A 17118-nucleotide genomic window follows, 5' to 3' on the forward strand; every position below is an offset into this window, starting at 1 on the left:
TTTACTCCTCGCAGCTTTCTAGCGTTGCTGGCTTAGGGCTATGGTAGAGTGCGGCACCAGCATTTTTAAATTGCGTCGACATCTTGGCCATACCAGCATCAATCTCTTCATTAGCGCTGCTAGGAAATGCCTGTGCTGCTTTTACTTCAATGGCCTGAGCCGCTGCATATTCGCGTACTTCTTGGGTGATCTTCATTGAGCAAAATTTAGGGCCACACATAGAGCAGAAATGTGCCACTTTGGCAGATTCTTGCGGCAAGGACTCATCGTGATAAGCCCGAGCGGTATCAGGATCCAATCCCAAGTTGTATTGATCTTCCCAGCGAAACTCAAAACGCGCTTTTGACAGGGCATTATCGCGCATTTGTGCACTAGGGTGCCCCTTGGCCACATCGCCAGCATGAGCGGCAATTTTATAAGTAATTAACCCTTGCTTAACGTCCTCTTTGTTTGGCAAGCCTAAGTGCTCTTTAGGGGTGACATAACAGAGCATCGCACAGCCATACCAAGCAATCATCGCAGCGCCAATGCCAGAGGTGAAATGATCATAACCAGGCGCAATATCAGTGGTTTGTGGGCCCAATGTGTAAAATGGCGCTTCGTCACAAAGCTCAAGCTGTTTGTCCATATTCTCTTTGATAAGGTTCATCGGAATATGACCTGGCCCTTCGATGATGGTTTGCACATCATATTTCCATGCAACCTTAACCAACTCGCCTAATGTCTCAAGCTCTGCAAATTGCGCTTCATCGTTAGCATCAGCAATGGAACCTGGGCGCATACCATCCCCCAAAGAGAGTGACACATCATATGCCGCACATAACTGGCAAATTTCTTCAAAATGCTCATACAGGAAGTTTTCTTTATGGTGAGATAAACACCATTTGGCCATGATGGAACCACCGCGAGACACCATGCCGGTTAAACGTTTTGCCGTCATAGGTACGTAACGGAGTAGCACACCTGCATGAATGGTAAAATAGTCCACCCCTTGCTCTGCCTGTTCAATCAAGGTGTCTCTAAACACCTCCCAGGTTAATGCTTCAGCCACGCCGTTAACCTTCTCCAGTGCCTGATAAATGGGCACTGTGCCAATAGGCACTGGTGAATTACGAATGATCCACTCTCGCGTTTCATGAATATATCGACCCGTTGATAGATCCATCACGGTATCTGCGCCCCAACGTGTCGACCATACCAGCTTCTCAACTTCCTCTTCGATGGATGAAGTCACCGCAGAATTACCAATATTGGCGTTCACCTTCACCAAGAAGTTTCGCCCAATGATCATAGGTTCAGCTTCAGGATGATTGATATTTAACGGAATTATGGCTCGTCCACGGGCGACCTCTTCACGCACAAACTCTGCTGTGATCGCCGGTCCAATTGCCGCGCCAAAGCTCTCGCCTGGGGCTTTGCGCTGCAAAATCTCGTCGCTCACCTCACTGCGCGCCATGTTCTCTCGAATGGCGACATACTCCATCTCCGGGGTAATGATCCCCTGACGGGCATAATGCAATTGCGTCACGGTTTTGCCCGCTTTGGCGCGGCGCGGCGCAAGTAAAGAATCAAAACGCAGATGATCAAGGCCCTCGTCAGCAAGGCGTTGCTGGGTAAAACCTGAACTCACGTTGGCTAGTAGTTCAACATCTTGACGCTCAATAATCCATGGCTCACGCAGTTTCGGTAGGCCCAAACGAACATTAATATCCGCAGTAGGGTCTGAGTAAGGACCCGCACAGTCGTAAACGTTTAACGGCAGATTAGGCTCGAAAATTGGGGCATTATCCTCCCCACCAATCAAGGTATCAGCTTGGCGAATTTGACGCATGCCGACACGCAGATCGGGACGACTGCCTACAAGGTAGATCTTGTCTGAATTAGGGTGTTGTAACGGTTTAAGGTTATCAATAAATTGTTGAGCTTGCGCTCGGGTTTCACGACGATTTGACATAAGCAATCTCACTTTCTTAGTAGAATGAAGTTGCTTGTCTGGAGAGATGAGAGTTGATAGCGCAGGCGATTTATCCCACTTAACAGTGGTAAAATTTAGCCTCAACGACACCTTTTTTGCTCGCAAAGAGTGAACAGAAAAAGATGAAGATTTTGCTTGTTTCCTTCGCAGGGACTAACCTGATCAGGTTCAACGGATCCCGAATAAACGGTCTCAGCCAATTGGCACTCCGACAAGAGGCAGCCAGTATAAGCCCAAGCCTACGAGCGAAACAAGCACTAAACACCAAGGGTGAAATCAAAAAAAATCATAGGGATAAATCAGAAATATGCCTTTTAAAAACAAGAGCTAAAATAATAATCTGGACATATAAACTGACAGTTAAACATTTCCCATCAAATATTGAGATGGGTGTGAGCGGCTTTTTTGACTCACCCCCATCTTAGTTAACCTTTCATCCAGTGCTTTTTTCAATGCTTGCTTAACGTTATCGCCACCACATTTAAACGGGTAACCTATATTCTCTGCATAGGGGTTAATCGGCGTCGCTACCGATACGATGCGATAACAAGTATCGCCATGTTTCACAATTCGATTGGGGTCCACTCGGCTATCTAAACTCAGCGCATTGCTGAACTCATCAACTTGAGGCAAAACCAGCTCTACCATATCGCTATCCATAACGCTCAATGATCGCGGTTGAGTATAACGATTGGCTTGCTTAGCGATGAGCTGTTCTAGAGCGTTCTGACGCTGTCGATTTAGGTAGCTCCCTGTCATCTGATTAATGCTCATACTAGGCATTGATCCCTTCAGTGATTCAGCTTCAGGGACCGAAGGTCTGTTTGCCGCATTATTGTCTGTTTCCTGTGATGAATGAATAGCGACACTGAACTCGGTGGTGACCACATCTGCGACATCGTCGATGCTTGGGGAGCGTAGCCCCCCTGTGTCACGCATTGCTGGCGTTGGCGTATTAATACGCACTTGAGGCACATCAATGCTTAGCACCTTACTATCCAGAGTGTTGCTCTCTGCTTGGCGAGTTTCGTCAAATTGTTGTAAATGTGCCTGGCTAAACATATACGCCTTAATTGGAACAGGCTTAGCGCTTTGGGGCGCAAGGAGTGGATCCGTTTGAGATTGCCAGCTAAGTTGCATCAGCAGTAGAATAACTAGGTGAACGAACAATGCCCCAGCACATGGAATAAGTAGAGAGTTTAGCCTGCTCCCATGTTGGCGCACTGCCGTCTCAAGCTTAAAGCGGAGATCTGCGTCGAATTTTATCAGATGCTTATCATCGACTGTGGTTCGAGTAGCCGTGAATGCTCGATTTGCTGCTTGATGAAACAAGCCTTGTCTCTTAATACTTAACTTAGCGTCTGCTCGCAATGTATCTTTCCTTAGATACGCCTAACACCTTTTAACGTGACTAATTTGAAAGCAGACAAACAAAAAAGTTCAACGGCCCCACTGAACAGTAAGATAAGAGCAGTATCAACAGCCAAAATCAGTCATACTAAGTTAGTAATAGTGGGCTGGTCACCAGATCTTTTTGACTAGGCAAAAACTAGGCTTACACGTGTACGCCAGGATATAGATTTAGCAAGCTGTAACTGTTAAACTCCTACTTTGTGGTCAAACCAGATGAGCAAAGATACTATGCAGAGCCAGTCCATCGTAATAAATAGCGAAAAGTCAATATCTAAGGCAAAACCTGCTTATAGCAGTAGAGAGGAATTTGCCAATGCGATTAGCCATGGACTTGGGATTATTGCGGGGATTATAGCGCTTATCTTTTCGATCATTAAAGGTGTTGATACCCTTACGCCTGTACAGTTATTCGGTGTTATCCTTTATTGTAGCAGTATTATTCTCCTGTTTTCCTGCTCGACGCTCTATCACAGTGTCAGTGATGTAGGTTTAAAGCATAAGCTTAAAATCGCTGATCACTGCGCTATCTACCTGCTGATTGCAGGTACTTATACGCCCCTCATGCTCATTGAACTCAATAACAGTCAAACAAACTGGATTCTGTCTGCGATCTGGATCATCGCCATTGGTGGCGTACTTTTCAAGACCCTGTTTATTCACCGTTTCAAAGTATTCAGCGTTATTCTTTATCTAGTGATGGGTTGGCTGTGTGTGTTCGTTATGAACGACTTGATAGCGGCTATGAGCTCACTCGGATTCAGTCTCCTGCTGATAGGCGGTCTGTTTTATAGTGTTGGAGTGATCTTCTATGTGGTAAAACGTATCCCATATAATCACGCCATCTGGCACTTATTTGTACTGGGTGGTGCCTTAAGCCACTTTCTATGCATTTACCTCACAGTGATCTAATTATCCCGAGTTCTGGTTAATTATCTATCGTCCCTTAAAGGTAACTATCCGTTATGCAAAGCAAACGCTTGCTGTAACCGTTTAGCCTCTGCACTCATTCCCGCATGGGAAAACAGTAAGGCAATACACTCTAAGGTGCACAATCCCCCTTCGAGCTGATTGCGCCTTAGCTGGTATTGAGACCGTGCTGTCGTGCTCAGACTTAGTTTACTCGCCTGTTGCAGATAAGGGCTTTGGCGCATCATTTTACGCGCCTCTTGCCATGTAGCGTCTAAGATAACAATCGACTTATGGGCAAGGCTATCAATATCCGTTAACCTCTCATAGTGGTGCACTGATTTATTGCCACTCTGTTGTTTCACTGATATCTCATCATCAAAACCATTCACTGGTTTTTCAGCCACCTCAGAGGCAGGAAAAAGTAAAATGGCCGTTCCAGTTTCACACGCTAATTGCAATGGTTTATCAGGCTGGACCCGTGACCAGATCACCTTACGACAGTATTGTGGGAAATGCACTAACGCAAGCTTGCCAGTATTGGTTACTCGGCTGAGTTCTCGTTCATGGGTAAGTAAAATGATCTGCATTAAACCAAGTAAAACCTAAGCATTAAGATAAAGAACACGAGTATAACTTATTCGCCTTCTATCTGAAATGTCGACCTTTAACCTCTAAATAATTCATCTCTTCAGATATATCATCTAGCCTACCAGCAATCACATGACATACCCCAGAGTTAGTTTCAAAAACTCCCGTTACCTTTAAAATTTTTGATGTCAAAAAAGGCTGACGCTGCGCCTTCGCAGTGGCATGCCATATGATGACATTGATATTGCCAGTTTCATCTTCTAACGTCACAAAGGTAACGCCCGAAGCCGTACCTGGACGCTGACGGCCAACAACTAATCCAGCCACTTTTACGACTTGACCATGACGGCAATTAAGTAATTGTTTTGCTGTGAGACAACCTCCTAACAGTCCTTGCTCTCTAAGTAGCGCCATACCATGACGCCCTAAGCTCAGGCCCAGGTGCTTCTGATCGCTGAGTAATGATGCCATCTCCGTTGGCGCGGCAAGCTGTACCACGGTTTGTTGAAGCAGGTCATCAAAGAGCGGTAAGCTCGGTTGGTACGCCGATAGCTGCCAACGAGCCTGATATCTATGCCCCGCCATCATCGCCATCGCATCGGCACTCGCTAACAAAGTTAAACAGCGCTGAGAAACTTGCAGTCTATAAAGCGCATCTATGCTGGTAAAGCCGTTATCTGGACGCGCGTTAACCAGCTCTGTTATCTCGGCACGCTTAAGCCCTTTTACCATTCTAAAACCCAAACGTATCCCATAGCAGGACACCTCGGTGGAGAGCTGCACCAGTTGGCAATCCCATTGACTATGGTTGACGCACACAGGCAACACTATCACGCCATGACGTTGTACATCTTGGATCAATTGTGATGGGCTATAGAACCCCATAGGTTGGCTATTGAGTAAGCCACAGCAGAATGCCGCTGGGTAATGATATTTTAAAAAAGCCGAGGTATAGGCCAGTAGCGCAAAGCTGGCAGAATGAGACTCAGGGAAACCATACTCACCAAAGCCCTTTATTTGGCGGTATATTTGGGCAGCGAAGGTTTCGCTATAGCCCCGCTGCGCCATCCCTTTCAGTAGTTTATCTTCAAATTGTTGTAACTGGCCAGAACGCTTCCAACTGGCCATAGCTCGGCGCAATTGATCCGCCTCCCCCCCACTAAAACCTGCAGCCACCATCGCCAGTTGAATCACTTGCTCTTGAAAAATAGGCACTCCCATAGTACGAGATAAAACAGCTTCCACATCAGGACTCGGATAGCTCACCGCTTCGCGTCCGTCACGGCGACGCAAGTAAGGATGTACCATGTCGCCTTGAATAGGTCCTGGGCGCACAATGGCTATCTGCACCACCAGATCGTAATAACAGCGTGGTTTTAATCGCGGCAACATAGCCGTCTGTGCCCGAGATTCCACTTGAAACACGCCAATGCTGTCACCCCGCTGCAGCATCTGGTAAACCTCGTTCTGCTCCCAAACCACATCATTCATCGAAAATGGCTGATCATCACAGCTTAGTAACTCAAAGGTTTTGCGAATCGCTGTTAACATTCCTAGGGCTAAAATATCCACCTTTAATAAGCCTAAGCTCTCTAAATCATCTTTATCCCACTGGATCACCGTCCGCTCAGGCATGGCAGCATTCTCAATCGGCACCAACTGCTCTAACGGACCAGCTGAGATGATAAAGCCTCCCACATGTTGGGACAGATGACGAGGGAACCCCATCAGTTGCTCAACTAAAGGCAATAAGTAACGCCCATGCCCCTCTTGCGGCACCAAACCTTTCTCTGCTAACTGACTCATCCAGTGATTATCAGGATCACGGCGGTCAATACCTTTCACCATCCCCTCAATCTGCTGACTGTCTAGCCCCAGCGCTTTACCCACATCACTCATTGCACTCTTAAAACGGTAACTGATCACTGCCGCCGCTAATGCCGTGCGCTCGCGTCCATACTTACGGTAGATATATTGAATCACCTCTTCTCGTCGCTCATGCTCAAAATCGACATCGATATCGGGTGGCTCATTACGTTCTTTAGAGATAAAACGCTCAAACAGCATGTTCACTTTGGTCGGGTCGACTTCGGTGATCCCTAAGCAGTAGCAGACTACCGAATTTGCCGCGGAGCCGCGTCCTTGGTGCAAAATTCGTTGCGCTTTAGCAAAACTGACAATGTCGTAGATGGTTAAGAAAAAATATTCATAGCTCATCGCTTGTATCAGCATTAACTCTTTTTGATATTGCTGTTCAACCTCACTCGGAACGCCATTGGGATAACGACGTTTAGCGCCCTTCTCCACCTCTTGAGCCAAGTAGTCACTCGCACTCATCTCCTGAGGTACTACCTCTGCGGGGTACTCATACTTGAGCTCATCTAGGGAAAATTGACAGCGATTCGCCACCTGGATCGTGGCAGCGAGCCATGCCTTGGGGTAGCGCTTATTAAGATACTCAAGCGGTGTAAGTGATGCCTCACGGTTGGCACTCAATAGCTCTCCAGCATTATCAACATGGGTACCGTGGGCAATACAGGTTAATATATCCAATAGCCGCTGGCGTGAACCACAATGCATACGTGCGCCTGTAGCCGCAACGCAGTCGAGCCCTTGGCTCGTTGCCAGTGCTTGCCATAGATTCAGATTTAGCGATTCCCCAGGGACTAAATGGCGTTCCATCAACAGATACAAGCGATGACTGAAGGTATGTTTCAGTTGCTGAGCAATCGTCAGCAGCGCTTGTTCATAAGCCTGTAATTGAGATTCTGCCGAATACATTTGAACTTGCTCGGCTAAATCCCCTTGCGCATATTGCGCCAGCGTAAAGGGTTGCCACAACAGCAAGCTTTGCTGCTGGCTGTCCAGAATATCCATCAAGGTGAGATGATACTCACCTTTATCGGCCCGCCGACGCCCTAAAGTGATCAGCAGACTTATCTCCGCATACGCCTGACGATTAGTGGCGAGTAATACAAAGATCCCTTCAGGTAGGTGAAACTCAGCCCCATGGATCAATTTGACGCCACACGCTTTTGCCGCCTCATGGGCTTTTACACTGCCAGCTAGTGAGCATTCATCGGTCAATGCCACGGCTTGATAACCAAGCAAAGCTGCCTGCTCCACCAGCTCATGGGGATGAGATGCCCCCCGTAAAAAGCTATAGTTTGAGATACAATGGAGCTCTGCGTACATCAGCTAAACCAACCGTGCAGAAATATCCCATTCACTTCTCGATACACCCAACACAAGCCGCCATCTTTATGCTGGGCAATATAGTAATCGCGGTGGGTGCCTACTGCATGCCAATCACTGGCAATACGTTCAGGGCCTTTTAACAAGCGCACATCCGTTAACGCTATCGGCTCGGCCTGCTTGAGTAACCAAGTGGGCCTAAAACGGCCATCATGGATACCCTGAACCACTTGTCCAGCTCGCTGACGCTGTTGCTTAATCGCGACTGTTTTTCCTTGATAGCTGGCCCGAGATTCGGCGCATAGGGTCTCTGAACGACCCAGTGCTAACGGTTGCGATTGCCAACTCGCCTCAGGTAAACGTGCAGCAACACAAGCAATACCCTTAACTGACTCGTGACCCAGTTTTGCCACTAAGGTTGCCAATAATCGAGTGCTGCCTTCATCTTGGGTATTGCCCTGCCACCACTCAGACGGTGTAAAGGTTAATACCACGCTCTCTTGCAACTGCAAGGCGATGCTCACCACTGGTGAACTCAACACTATTCGTTCCAGCTGTAAACGGCATAATTTCAGCAGGCCATCACTGCGATGCTCCGCAAAAGGGTAATTGATGGTTAACATAAGCGGCACCAAAGCTTTGTCGCGATATTCAAAGTTAAGCCTTAAGCATAAAACCGCCCGTTGATGGCGCAGTAAATAGCTGGCGAGCTCACTAAGCATGCGCCCAAGCGGGAATAACAGCCCCTCGATATGCTCAACTTCATACGATAAGATCAGTTTGTGTTGATAACACTCTGGCGGCTCATAAAACGCCAGTGGTTGGGGTAACTGGCCAGTAAGCTTAGCCAGCAACTGCAACAGTTCATCACCAAATCGCTCCCCAAGTTCGGCTCTAGGTAACGCAAAGAGTGATTCAAGGTGAGTTAGCCCCATATTCTCGCAAGCTAGTTGTAACTCTAGGGCGATCGGTAATACGTTAACTGGTAATGCCGCTAGCGCCTTAATGTGATGCCCTGTGGCCAGTTGTTGTGCAGCTTGAAAATAGCTCGCATCTGATTTCTTATCGCTTTGTGGCGCAACATAGTGCGGCGCAGAGTGGGCCAGCAGTGCTGTACCAAGCGGGTTATCACCTAAAGCCAATTGCCACTGTAATGAGTATTCCTGGGCTTGCGTAGCATATTGCTCAAGCAGTTGTGGTAATCCGCTAAAGACTCGTGCCATGGAGCCCACCTCAAGCAGCAAGGTGTCTGGCACGTGCAGATCCATACCCAAGTTACTGTGATGCTGGCAGGTCAGCGGTACGACTCTTGCGCTGTAATCATAGCTCCAATGACAGAGCCAATCAGCCGCTTCGATGCTCATAGCAACCTCATAGGCAATCAGCTGTAAATCACTGGATAATGCTTGCGCGGTAGCGACACTCTGCCCAGGCTTAAGCCCCACTTCCACGGCTGAATCCGATACAGATAGCAGTTGACTAGATTGCCGACAATAGAGCGCAACAGGCTGCGCAGGCGCTAAGCCCTGATGATAACTTTGGTACTGCAGCAACCAATTGGGATAGTGAATAGCGAGCCACTGCATATTAGGCTGACCACGGCCCTTGCAGCACATTGTTGTCATTCGCCATTGATGCTGCAGCTGGCATAACGATACCGTCGAATGCAAAACTTTGTGCCATAAAGGGCGGCAGTAAAGGCAGTTCAAAATCTGCCACTGGCCAACCACCTCGACGTTTAATAATGCTCACATTGGTTGATAAGTCTGCGCCCTGAGACGTAGCGCCCACACGATTAAGTAGCAAACGAAGCTGCACCGGATGCGCTTGTTGCAATGCACTTTGGGGAAGATAACATACGCACAAGCTAGTACCTTTTTCGCTCGCTAACTGCAAGCGTCGCGCCTCTGTCACACTCAGCTTATCTAGCCAGCACAAGACTAATGGTGAAGCACCACTGGTTAATATCTGCTCTAATGCCCATAGTTGCTCTTTTCTATCTGCCGTATCAATCCACAGTAAACGACTCACATCAATGCCTTGCATCGATAACGATTCAGGATAAATGATGTGTTTGGGCGCCACAAAACTAACCCAAGCACCTCCTTCAATGGCAGTGGTTTTCAATGGGTTCGAGGGGATGATTTTCGCAATTAAAGGCAGTAACACGCTCAGTTCACCGACACCTTCACTGGACTGAAATAGCTCACATAAGCCAGATGGCGGCCACCCTCCATTAAACAGGTGTTGATTTAAACCCGCAAAGCCAGTGTCGACTCCCGCAACACTATGCTGAGCATCGCCGCGCCAAAGATCGTCCCGCTCCAGTAACAGTTCAAGCCGACTCTGACTCGCTCCTGCGAGATTAACATTTTGCTCTAGCGCCGCCATGAGCCTCACCTCTCAATAAAATCTAAACCTTGCCTCGGCACGGCAAACAACAAGGTACATAACCATGACATTTTGATCACGTCCAATCACCGCACGATACTGTATATAAACACAGTATATTTATAAATGATGAGATCGCAAGGTTTACATCCAAGATCGGCGATCGATAACCAAACAATATGGGGGACAATCGGGAGAACAATGGCGGTTAGATAGCGGTTAAAAGAGAGTTTAGAGTCGGTTTAGCGGGTAGTAAATTTAGCATAACCTGAATTTGGCTTGAGAGATGGAGTAACGTTTGTACCCCTAGTTCAGGTTAAAGTCGCCCTTGAAAATGAGTGATTATCTGCGCGCAATACGGTAATACTTTTCAGGGCTATTTTGCCGTTCACGGCCTTGTTTTAACTTTCATATCAGACCCAATAAGTGATCAGTACACAAGGGCGAGCATCTTGGGTCTCAGAGAATGCCATAAAAAAACCACCTGCTGTAGGTGGTTAGATGATACGAACTAGCATCGATAATTGTTAACGATACTTTTTCACTTTCTTCAATGCAATTTGCTGTTTTAGTTTAGATAGATGTTCGATAAACACTTTACCATCAAGGTGATCCATCTCATGCTGTAACACAATAGACAAAAACTCATCCGATTCGATCTCAATAGGCTGGCCTTCACGGTTCAAGGCACTGACCTTCACTTTTTCAAAACGGGCCACTTTTGCCCGGTACCCCGGGATGGATAAACAGCCCTCTTCACCAATATATTCGCCTGAACGTTCGACAAATTCAGGATTGATCAATACCAGAGGATCGTCTCTATCTTCAGACAGATCAATGACCAAAATAGCATGTGGACTGCCGACTTGAGTCGCAGCTAAGCCAATACCATCATCGGTGTGGTACATGGTTTCGATAAGATCATCGATAAAAGATTGCACTGCGGCGATGTCACTCACAGGCGTTGCTTTGCGTGTTAAGCGCTCATCGGGGATGGTAAGAATATCCAGTACTGACATGATTTTATTGGTGGTAAAAAATTTGCGTTATTATGACGCAAATCAAAGTAAAGGCAACTTTATCCTTACAGCTTTTTTACTCCCTTAATGGATCAACCTTGTATTCCCGTCCAATAGCCGATAGCATAAAACACAGAATGTATACAATATACGGAAAATAGGATGACCACAGAACGTACCCCACTACCCAAGACATTTTTTGTCGCCAACACAATGGAGATCTTCGAGCGGCTAGCGTGGTATGGCTTCTTTACCTTGTCATCACTTTACATGACCTCACCACACAATCAGGGAGGTTTGGGCTTTACCGAGCAAGAGCGAGGACTGTTACAGGGAATGATCCCTTTCTTTCTCTACCTGTTTCCAGTGTTAACCGGGGCCTTGGCCGATCGGTATGGCTATCGAAAAATGTTCCTAATCGCCTACGGCATTATGTGTCCCAGTTATTACCTACTTGGGCAAGTCACTAGCTTTAGTGGCTTCTTTATCGCCTTTATGGGCGTTGCGATTGGCGCAGCCTGTTTTAAACCTGTGGTGACAGGCACAGTGGCCAGAACCACTGACAATACCAACCGAGGTCTAGGTTTTGGTATTTTTTACATGATGGTTAACATTGGCGGATTTCTTGGCCCCTTTATTGCGGGTTATGTACGCGCCATTAGCTGGGACTGGGTGTTTATCATGTCGGCGTTCTGGATAGGGCTTAATTTTATTCCTGCTATTTTCTTTTACCAAGAGCCTACCGATCCCCATAAGCAACAAGGTAAGCCACTCTCGCAAGTGTTAAAGGATATTCAGGATGTATTAGGTAACGCAAGGTTTGCCGTCCTCTTCTTTGGCACATTGATCATCTTGATGTCTTACGGCGCAAAGTGGATTAGCGGTCAAACCTGCCTAATAAGCTATGTGGTTTGGTTTAGTGGCCACGGACTGTGGAACTACCTCGCCAGCCATCAGCGCAATGCACCTTGGTATCAACAAAAAATCACTGTAGGTAATAAGCCATTTGTAACTTATTTATTGATATTGTCAGGGTTTTGGATGGTCTACCAACAGATATTTATTACTTTACCTATCTATATTCGCGACTTTGTTGATACCCAAGATCTCGTGGTGTTACTCGCAAGCTCGCCGGATCTGTTGGCATTTTTTGCCCCAGTCGATCTATCGCTTATTAACAGCGAACTGCAACGTTTAGCAGGCGAGCACCTCGCAGGCGTGATCAGTGCACAGCAAGTCTATTTCGAACTGGTGCATACCAAGGTAATGGTTCCAGTCAACGTGCTCAATGAAGCCTTACCACTCATTGGACAATCCCCCGCACTAGCACAGCAATATGCAGAGCAATGGTCGAGCCAATATCGACAGATAAACCCAGAGTACCTTATTGGGTTAAATTTTCTCTCTATCGTACTCATGCAGATAGTCGTCAGTCGCATCGCAGAGAAGTTCAGTCCGCTCCCCGTTCTGGTGGCAGGCACCTTAATTTTGGCACTCGGCACAGCATTAGGTGGTCTTGCCCATGGCATGTTGATGGGCGGCACTATGGTACTCACCTCAATATTGGTGTTTTCCATTGGTGAAATGGTTGCCTCGCCAAAAAGTCAGGAGTATGTTGCCAGTTTTGCCCCACATGATAAAAAAGCAATGTTTATGGGCTATTACTTTGTCTCATCAGCCATTGGCTTTTTGTTGGCAGGTCCGCTCTCGGGATACCTTTACGCAGAGGTAGCTAAAGAGGCTAATCAGCCAGCATTGATGTGGTACATCATTGGCGGGCTTGGCGTACTTGCTGCCTTAGGGTTAGTGCTATTCCATCGCTTTGGCGTGATGGAACAGCCCACATTAGACACCGCACAAACGGCCTAATAATACCCAATCGACACCGCTAAATGAGATAAGCGGTGTCGATTTAAAATTGCGATCGCACTCCAAATACCCAACTAGTCTCTTCATTTTCGACCCGCTCTACTTTATCAAAATCGTAGCGATAGGCTAACTCCCATGACCATTGTCTGCTTAGGCGATAACCGAGTGTTATTTTTGCTCCAGCCTGATAACGATCATGACCGTCTAGCGCCATAGTCCCTCTTGCAATCAGTTGGTTATACCAACGCTCATTCCATACTTTCAAAAAGGTAAAAGATAGGTTAGCTCCACCGTTATTGAGCTGACTCTGCTGCTCAATATCCACATAATCGGCCGAGAGTTGTGAAAACAGTTTGATATTACCCGCTAAATTAGTTTCGTTGATCGCCCCTAAGCGATAGCGATAATGGTTAAACTTGCCCTCTTGAGTATAAGTATGGTTATGCTCCACCCCCGCACTAAAATGCCAACCTTGCCCACTTGATAACGGTGAATAAAGATAGTTTATTTGCCAGGTATCACCGTCTAATGCGGAGGTAACATTTATACGTTGCTGCGCAAAACCGAGTTGACCACTGATATTGAGCCCATTAGTGTCTAGGCCCATACCCAAAGCGGTATTTAAATTTAAAGGATCGGCGATGTGCCGATCTGGCATGGCATTCACCACAGAACTGAAAAGCATAGAGGAAGACAATAGTCCAACGATCAACGGACTATTAACCAAAGAAAAACGAGGCAACATACTCAATCTCAAATGAAAAATGCTATTATCCAATTCGCGCAGTTCAATCTCAAGATTTTTTCTATATATTACAATACCATAACAACAAAAACCTTTACTTAAAAAAGGTAACCATTCTCGGCCATATTAACCCTGTTATGGCGACTAATTCTGGTCAGCTCTGCGATTTACCGTTACTATTTTATCTTCGCTCTTAGAAAGGAGTTCCATAATGGAACCGTCCGCACTTTCGCCTATGGCAAAAATTTGGCATGTGGTCGCCATCATTCCGCAAGGAAAAGTCTGTAGCTATGGAAAAGTGGCCGATTTAGCTGGTCTGCCCGGACGAGCAAGGTATGTATCCAAAGCTTTGAAAATGGCACCTGATACGCTGCAACTGCCTTGGCACCGTGTTATCAATAGCCAAGGCAAGATTTCATTTGCCCCCAATAGCGAGCCCTTTATTGAGCAGATGCAAAAGCTGAGAAGCGAAGATATTGAAGTGAACTGTGGCAAAATAAAATTGTCGAACTACGAGTGGCGGCCCAATCTCGCAACTTTAGTCTTTGAATTACCATTTTAATTTGATCTAGTGGAGAACGCCTTGTCAATGATGAAGCCTTTAATTATTCTGTCGACGCTTTTAAGCCTGAGCTTACCACTGTATGCGGCGCAAACGCCGTTAACCCCCCATATAGCCGAATACCAAGTCAATTACGGCAGCATAGAGCTAGGTAAGGCACGTTTTCAGCTCCCTGAAATTGAGGGAAATCAGGTACAGTATCGTTTTGACAGCAATGTGAGCTTATTAATGCTATCTGATAGGCGCACAGTAAAAAGCAGCTTTACCATTAAAGGTGACCAACTTACTCCCATGCGCTACACCCATGACAGAACCGGAACCGGATCCAGCTATCAGGAGCAATCGGCCTATGTTATCGACCAAAAGTTAGTCCACAGCCGCTACAAAGATGAGCGCGCTAAGTTTCCCTATACGGAAGATCTGTATGATCCACTCATGGCTCAACTGCAATTTCGTCTCGATATGATGGCTGGTAAAACTGCGCTGCATTACAAAATGCTCAAAAGTGGTGAGATTGATGAATACGATTTTAAGGTAGTTGGCAAGGAGCGGATGACCATTGAGAGCGGCAGTTACGACACAGTAAAAATCGAAGTGGTCAGAGACAGCACCAAGCGCCAAACCTTCTTTTGGATGTCTCCAGAATTGGGCTACCTACCCGTGAGACTGACCCATTTTGAAAAAGGCAGTAAGCAGCTCGACATAAAACTGCTTAACTATCAGTTTCAATCCCCAGTGGTGACAACCGTGACACATGCCACCCAGCCCCCCAAACCTTAAGAATTAACCTAACCATAAAGGCTGCTCAACGAGCAGCTTTTTTATGCCATTAAACAGCACCATTGAGCTCTAGAGCGTCACGACTGTAGAGGCCTATCGACCCTATCATAACGACCAAACGGTAATACTCTGTACAAGCCAACAGCAACAATGCAAAACAAGCATATCTCAAATACCAATAAATCATAACGACGTTGGTTATGATTGCCTCAGGCTCACAAGGCGTTATGCGTCTCTATTCAAATTAAGAGGCTATATCAATGCACATTCACAGCACCAGTTTGACCTATGAAAGTTTACCCTCTGTGTATCGACTCCTAGATTCCATCGGATTTATGTGGTTTGTGGTACTTATTACCCTCGGTATTATTGTTTGGGTAGCAGCCAAGTTATGGCATATCCACTCAATACCAAAGCATCTAGCGAAAGAGAAAGGCTTAGCGCAGGCAAAGTTAGTTTTCTGGTTATGTGTGTTAGGGCTCATATGGAAACCGCTGTGGATATTAGCCGTTTTGGCCATTGTTACCGATTGGGACAAAGTCCAGCTTTGGATTAGGGGGACAAAACTATGAAAGAGATCATGCTGCCCTATATTCTCATCACCTGGTTGCTATTTAAGTTCAAGATATTAAAACCAACGGGACGTAATTACTTTATTACAACGTCAATCGGCATACTGCTGGCCCTAACACTTTTTCTTGGGCATCGATTTTATTCACCCGCGGATCTAACTAATTCAACCACAGTCAAAGCGCCACACGCCGTATTATCACCAGCAATTGGTCAACAGATCGACAAGATCTTTATCGACCATAACCAAATCGTTGCCAAAGGCGACGTTCTGTATCAGCTGAAGGACGATAAAATCACTTCCGCGATGTCAGAGGTTAGATCGGCAAAAATCGAAATCGACCGAACCATAGATGCAAAACTTGTCGCATTAGCACAAGCAAAGCGCAATCACATTCGCCATCAAGGCATGAATGAACATGTTTCACCTAAAGACTTAGAAGAATCTGCCGATCTGGTTGATACCTTAAATGCCGATTTAGCAGTATTGCAAGCCCAAAAATTAGGGCTTAAGGCCCAACAGGATAATCTAAACTTTGAGCTAGCTCGTTTGACTGTCACAGCCCCTTTCGATGGCATGGTCACTCATATTTATATTGCTGACGGCTCTCGGATAGGCTCGTTACACTTATGGGATATCAACAAGAAATTTATCGAAATGCGTATTCCAGATCAAGCTTACAAGCATATACAGAAAGGTCAGTTTAGTGAGTTTTTTGTCCATGCTTATCCCGGAGAGATATTTAGGGCGCGCGTACACAGTGTTGTTAATGCTACAGGCGAAGCGCAGGGCAGTCTGCTACCGCAAGAGCAATCAGTAGCTCAGCATATTCAGCGAGGGGCGGCGCCTGTAGGCAGAACAGTGATCTTAGAGATCGATGCAGAGACCATGGCAGTGCTTCCCATAGGCGCGACTGGTTCAGCGTGGATAAGCGCCGAAAAGCCTCACTCACTGCTTGGGTTTCTCGACATAATCGGTGGCGCTACCGTACGGTTAACGGCAGTAAAATCCTATTTACAGGCTCTATAACTCGGCCATTGCACCAGCCGATTCAGCATAAAACGATTAAGCGCTGTCGATGAATTTAACGTATTGAGTCAG

The 17118-nt window shown here is 46.5% G+C and carries 14 protein-coding genes and 1 riboswitch; of the genes, 6 read left to right on the forward strand and 8 right to left on the reverse strand.

Annotated features, from left to right (window positions below; translation table 11 throughout):
* Position 1 precedes the first annotated feature (1 nt).
* Entirely contained in the window at positions 2-1954 is a 1953-nt protein-coding gene (thiC, locus tag BEL05_RS00560; protein WP_037429169.1) for a phosphomethylpyrimidine synthase ThiC, read from the reverse strand.
* A 143-nt stretch (positions 1955-2097) separates the two neighbouring features.
* Positions 2098-2196, reverse strand: a riboswitch (TPP riboswitch).
* Positions 2197-2335: 139 nt separating this feature from the next.
* Entirely contained in the window at positions 2336-3346 is a 1011-nt protein-coding gene (locus BEL05_RS00565; protein WP_069669950.1) for a hypothetical protein, read from the reverse strand.
* A gap of 270 nt (positions 3347-3616) precedes the next feature.
* Here BEL05_RS00565 and trhA point away from each other — a divergent pair, with 270 nt between their 5' ends.
* Positions 3617-4297, forward strand: coding sequence for a PAQR family membrane homeostasis protein TrhA (gene trhA / locus BEL05_RS00570; RefSeq protein ID WP_069669951.1), 681 nt, complete (start codon positions 3617-3619; stop codon positions 4295-4297).
* Between the two features lie 44 nt (positions 4298-4341).
* Here trhA and BEL05_RS00575 read toward each other — a convergent pair whose 3' ends face one another.
* From BEL05_RS00575 to def, 5 genes are all read right to left on the reverse strand, one after another.
* The gene (locus tag BEL05_RS00575; protein WP_028764997.1) at positions 4342-4884 is read right to left on the reverse strand and encodes a tRNA-uridine aminocarboxypropyltransferase; all 543 of its coding nucleotides are present in this window, start codon (positions 4882-4884) and stop codon (positions 4342-4344) included.
* Between the two features lie 58 nt (positions 4885-4942).
* A complete protein-coding gene (locus tag BEL05_RS00580; RefSeq protein ID WP_069669952.1) occupies positions 4943-8080 on the reverse strand; it encodes an error-prone DNA polymerase in 3138 nt (1045 codons plus the stop codon).
* A complete protein-coding gene (locus BEL05_RS00585; RefSeq protein ID WP_139151796.1) occupies positions 8080-9666 on the reverse strand; it encodes a Y-family DNA polymerase in 1587 nt (528 codons plus the stop codon). The genes BEL05_RS00580 and BEL05_RS00585 overlap by 1 nt, the downstream gene beginning before the upstream one ends.
* 1 nt (position 9667) lies before the next feature.
* A complete protein-coding gene (imuA, locus tag BEL05_RS00590; RefSeq protein ID WP_069669954.1) occupies positions 9668-10471 on the reverse strand; it encodes a translesion DNA synthesis-associated protein ImuA in 804 nt (267 codons plus the stop codon).
* A gap of 527 nt (positions 10472-10998) precedes the next feature.
* Positions 10999-11490 carry a peptide deformylase gene (def, locus tag BEL05_RS00595; RefSeq protein ID WP_028764993.1) on the reverse strand — a complete coding sequence of 164 codons (492 nt, stop codon included), beginning with the start codon at positions 11488-11490 and terminating at the stop codon, positions 10999-11001.
* A gap of 162 nt (positions 11491-11652) precedes the next feature.
* On the opposite strand from def, the gene BEL05_RS00600 reads away from it, so the two are divergent.
* A complete protein-coding gene (locus BEL05_RS00600) occupies positions 11653-13359 on the forward strand; it encodes an MFS transporter (protein WP_069669955.1) in 1707 nt (568 codons plus the stop codon).
* 43 nt (positions 13360-13402) lie between these two features.
* Here the strand turns inward: BEL05_RS00600 and BEL05_RS00605 are convergent, their stop codons facing one another.
* Positions 13403-14017: a hypothetical protein gene (locus tag BEL05_RS00605; protein ID WP_139151797.1), complete on the reverse strand. Its 615-nt coding sequence runs from the start codon at positions 14015-14017 to the stop codon at positions 13403-13405.
* Positions 14018-14315: 298 nt separating this feature from the next.
* Here BEL05_RS00605 and BEL05_RS00610 point away from each other — a divergent pair, with 298 nt between their 5' ends.
* The 4 genes from BEL05_RS00610 to BEL05_RS00625 all read left to right on the forward strand — a co-directional run bounded on the left by BEL05_RS00610 (position 14316) and on the right by BEL05_RS00625 (position 17046).
* Positions 14316-14666 carry an MGMT family protein gene (locus tag BEL05_RS00610; RefSeq protein WP_028764990.1) on the forward strand — a complete coding sequence of 117 codons (351 nt, stop codon included), beginning with the start codon at positions 14316-14318 and terminating at the stop codon, positions 14664-14666.
* A gap of 30 nt (positions 14667-14696) precedes the next feature.
* Positions 14697-15446 (forward strand): DUF3108 domain-containing protein, encoded by a 750-nt coding sequence (locus tag BEL05_RS00615; protein WP_083250273.1) that lies wholly within the window; start codon positions 14697-14699, stop codon positions 15444-15446.
* 260 nt (positions 15447-15706) lie between these two features.
* The gene (locus BEL05_RS00620; protein WP_028764989.1) at positions 15707-16018 is read left to right on the forward strand and encodes a hypothetical protein; all 312 of its coding nucleotides are present in this window, start codon (positions 15707-15709) and stop codon (positions 16016-16018) included.
* Positions 16015-17046 (forward strand): HlyD family secretion protein, encoded by a 1032-nt coding sequence (locus tag BEL05_RS00625; protein ID WP_069669958.1) that lies wholly within the window; start codon positions 16015-16017, stop codon positions 17044-17046. The genes BEL05_RS00620 and BEL05_RS00625 overlap by 4 nt, the downstream gene beginning before the upstream one ends.
* Positions 17047-17118 lie beyond the last annotated feature (72 nt).

It is taken from the genome of Shewanella colwelliana (assembly GCF_001735525.1).
GTDB lineage: Bacteria > Pseudomonadota > Gammaproteobacteria > Enterobacterales > Shewanellaceae > Shewanella > Shewanella colwelliana.

Bases quoted from the DNA above. Each gene is read 5' to 3' on its own strand.
- thiC (WP_037429169.1), bottom strand. From the start codon at position 1,954: ATGTCAAATCGTCGTGAAACCCGAGCGCAAGCTCAACAATTTATTGAT.
- trhA (WP_069669951.1), top strand. From the start codon at position 3,617: ATGCAGAGCCAGTCCATCGTAATAAATAGCGAAAAGTCAATATCTAAG.
- BEL05_RS00575 (WP_028764997.1), bottom strand. From the start codon at position 4,884: ATGCAGATCATTTTACTTACCCATGAACGAGAACTCAGCCGAGTAACC.
- BEL05_RS00580 (WP_069669952.1), bottom strand. From the start codon at position 8,080: ATGTACGCAGAGCTCCATTGTATCTCAAACTATAGCTTTTTACGGGGG.
- BEL05_RS00585 (WP_139151796.1), bottom strand. From the start codon at position 9,666: ATGCAGTGGCTCGCTATTCACTATCCCAATTGGTTGCTGCAGTACCAA.
- imuA (WP_069669954.1), bottom strand. From the start codon at position 10,471: ATGGCGGCGCTAGAGCAAAATGTTAATCTCGCAGGAGCGAGTCAGAGT.
- def (WP_028764993.1), bottom strand. From the start codon at position 11,490: ATGTCAGTACTGGATATTCTTACCATCCCCGATGAGCGCTTAACACGC.
- BEL05_RS00600 (WP_069669955.1), top strand. From the start codon at position 11,653: ATGACCACAGAACGTACCCCACTACCCAAGACATTTTTTGTCGCCAAC.
- BEL05_RS00605 (WP_139151797.1), bottom strand. From the start codon at position 14,017: ATGCCAGATCGGCACATCGCCGATCCTTTAAATTTAAATACCGCTTTG.
- BEL05_RS00610 (WP_028764990.1), top strand. From the start codon at position 14,316: ATGGAACCGTCCGCACTTTCGCCTATGGCAAAAATTTGGCATGTGGTC.
- BEL05_RS00615 (WP_083250273.1), top strand. From the start codon at position 14,697: ATGAAGCCTTTAATTATTCTGTCGACGCTTTTAAGCCTGAGCTTACCA.
- BEL05_RS00620 (WP_028764989.1), top strand. From the start codon at position 15,707: ATGCACATTCACAGCACCAGTTTGACCTATGAAAGTTTACCCTCTGTG.
- BEL05_RS00625 (WP_069669958.1), top strand. From the start codon at position 16,015: ATGAAAGAGATCATGCTGCCCTATATTCTCATCACCTGGTTGCTATTT.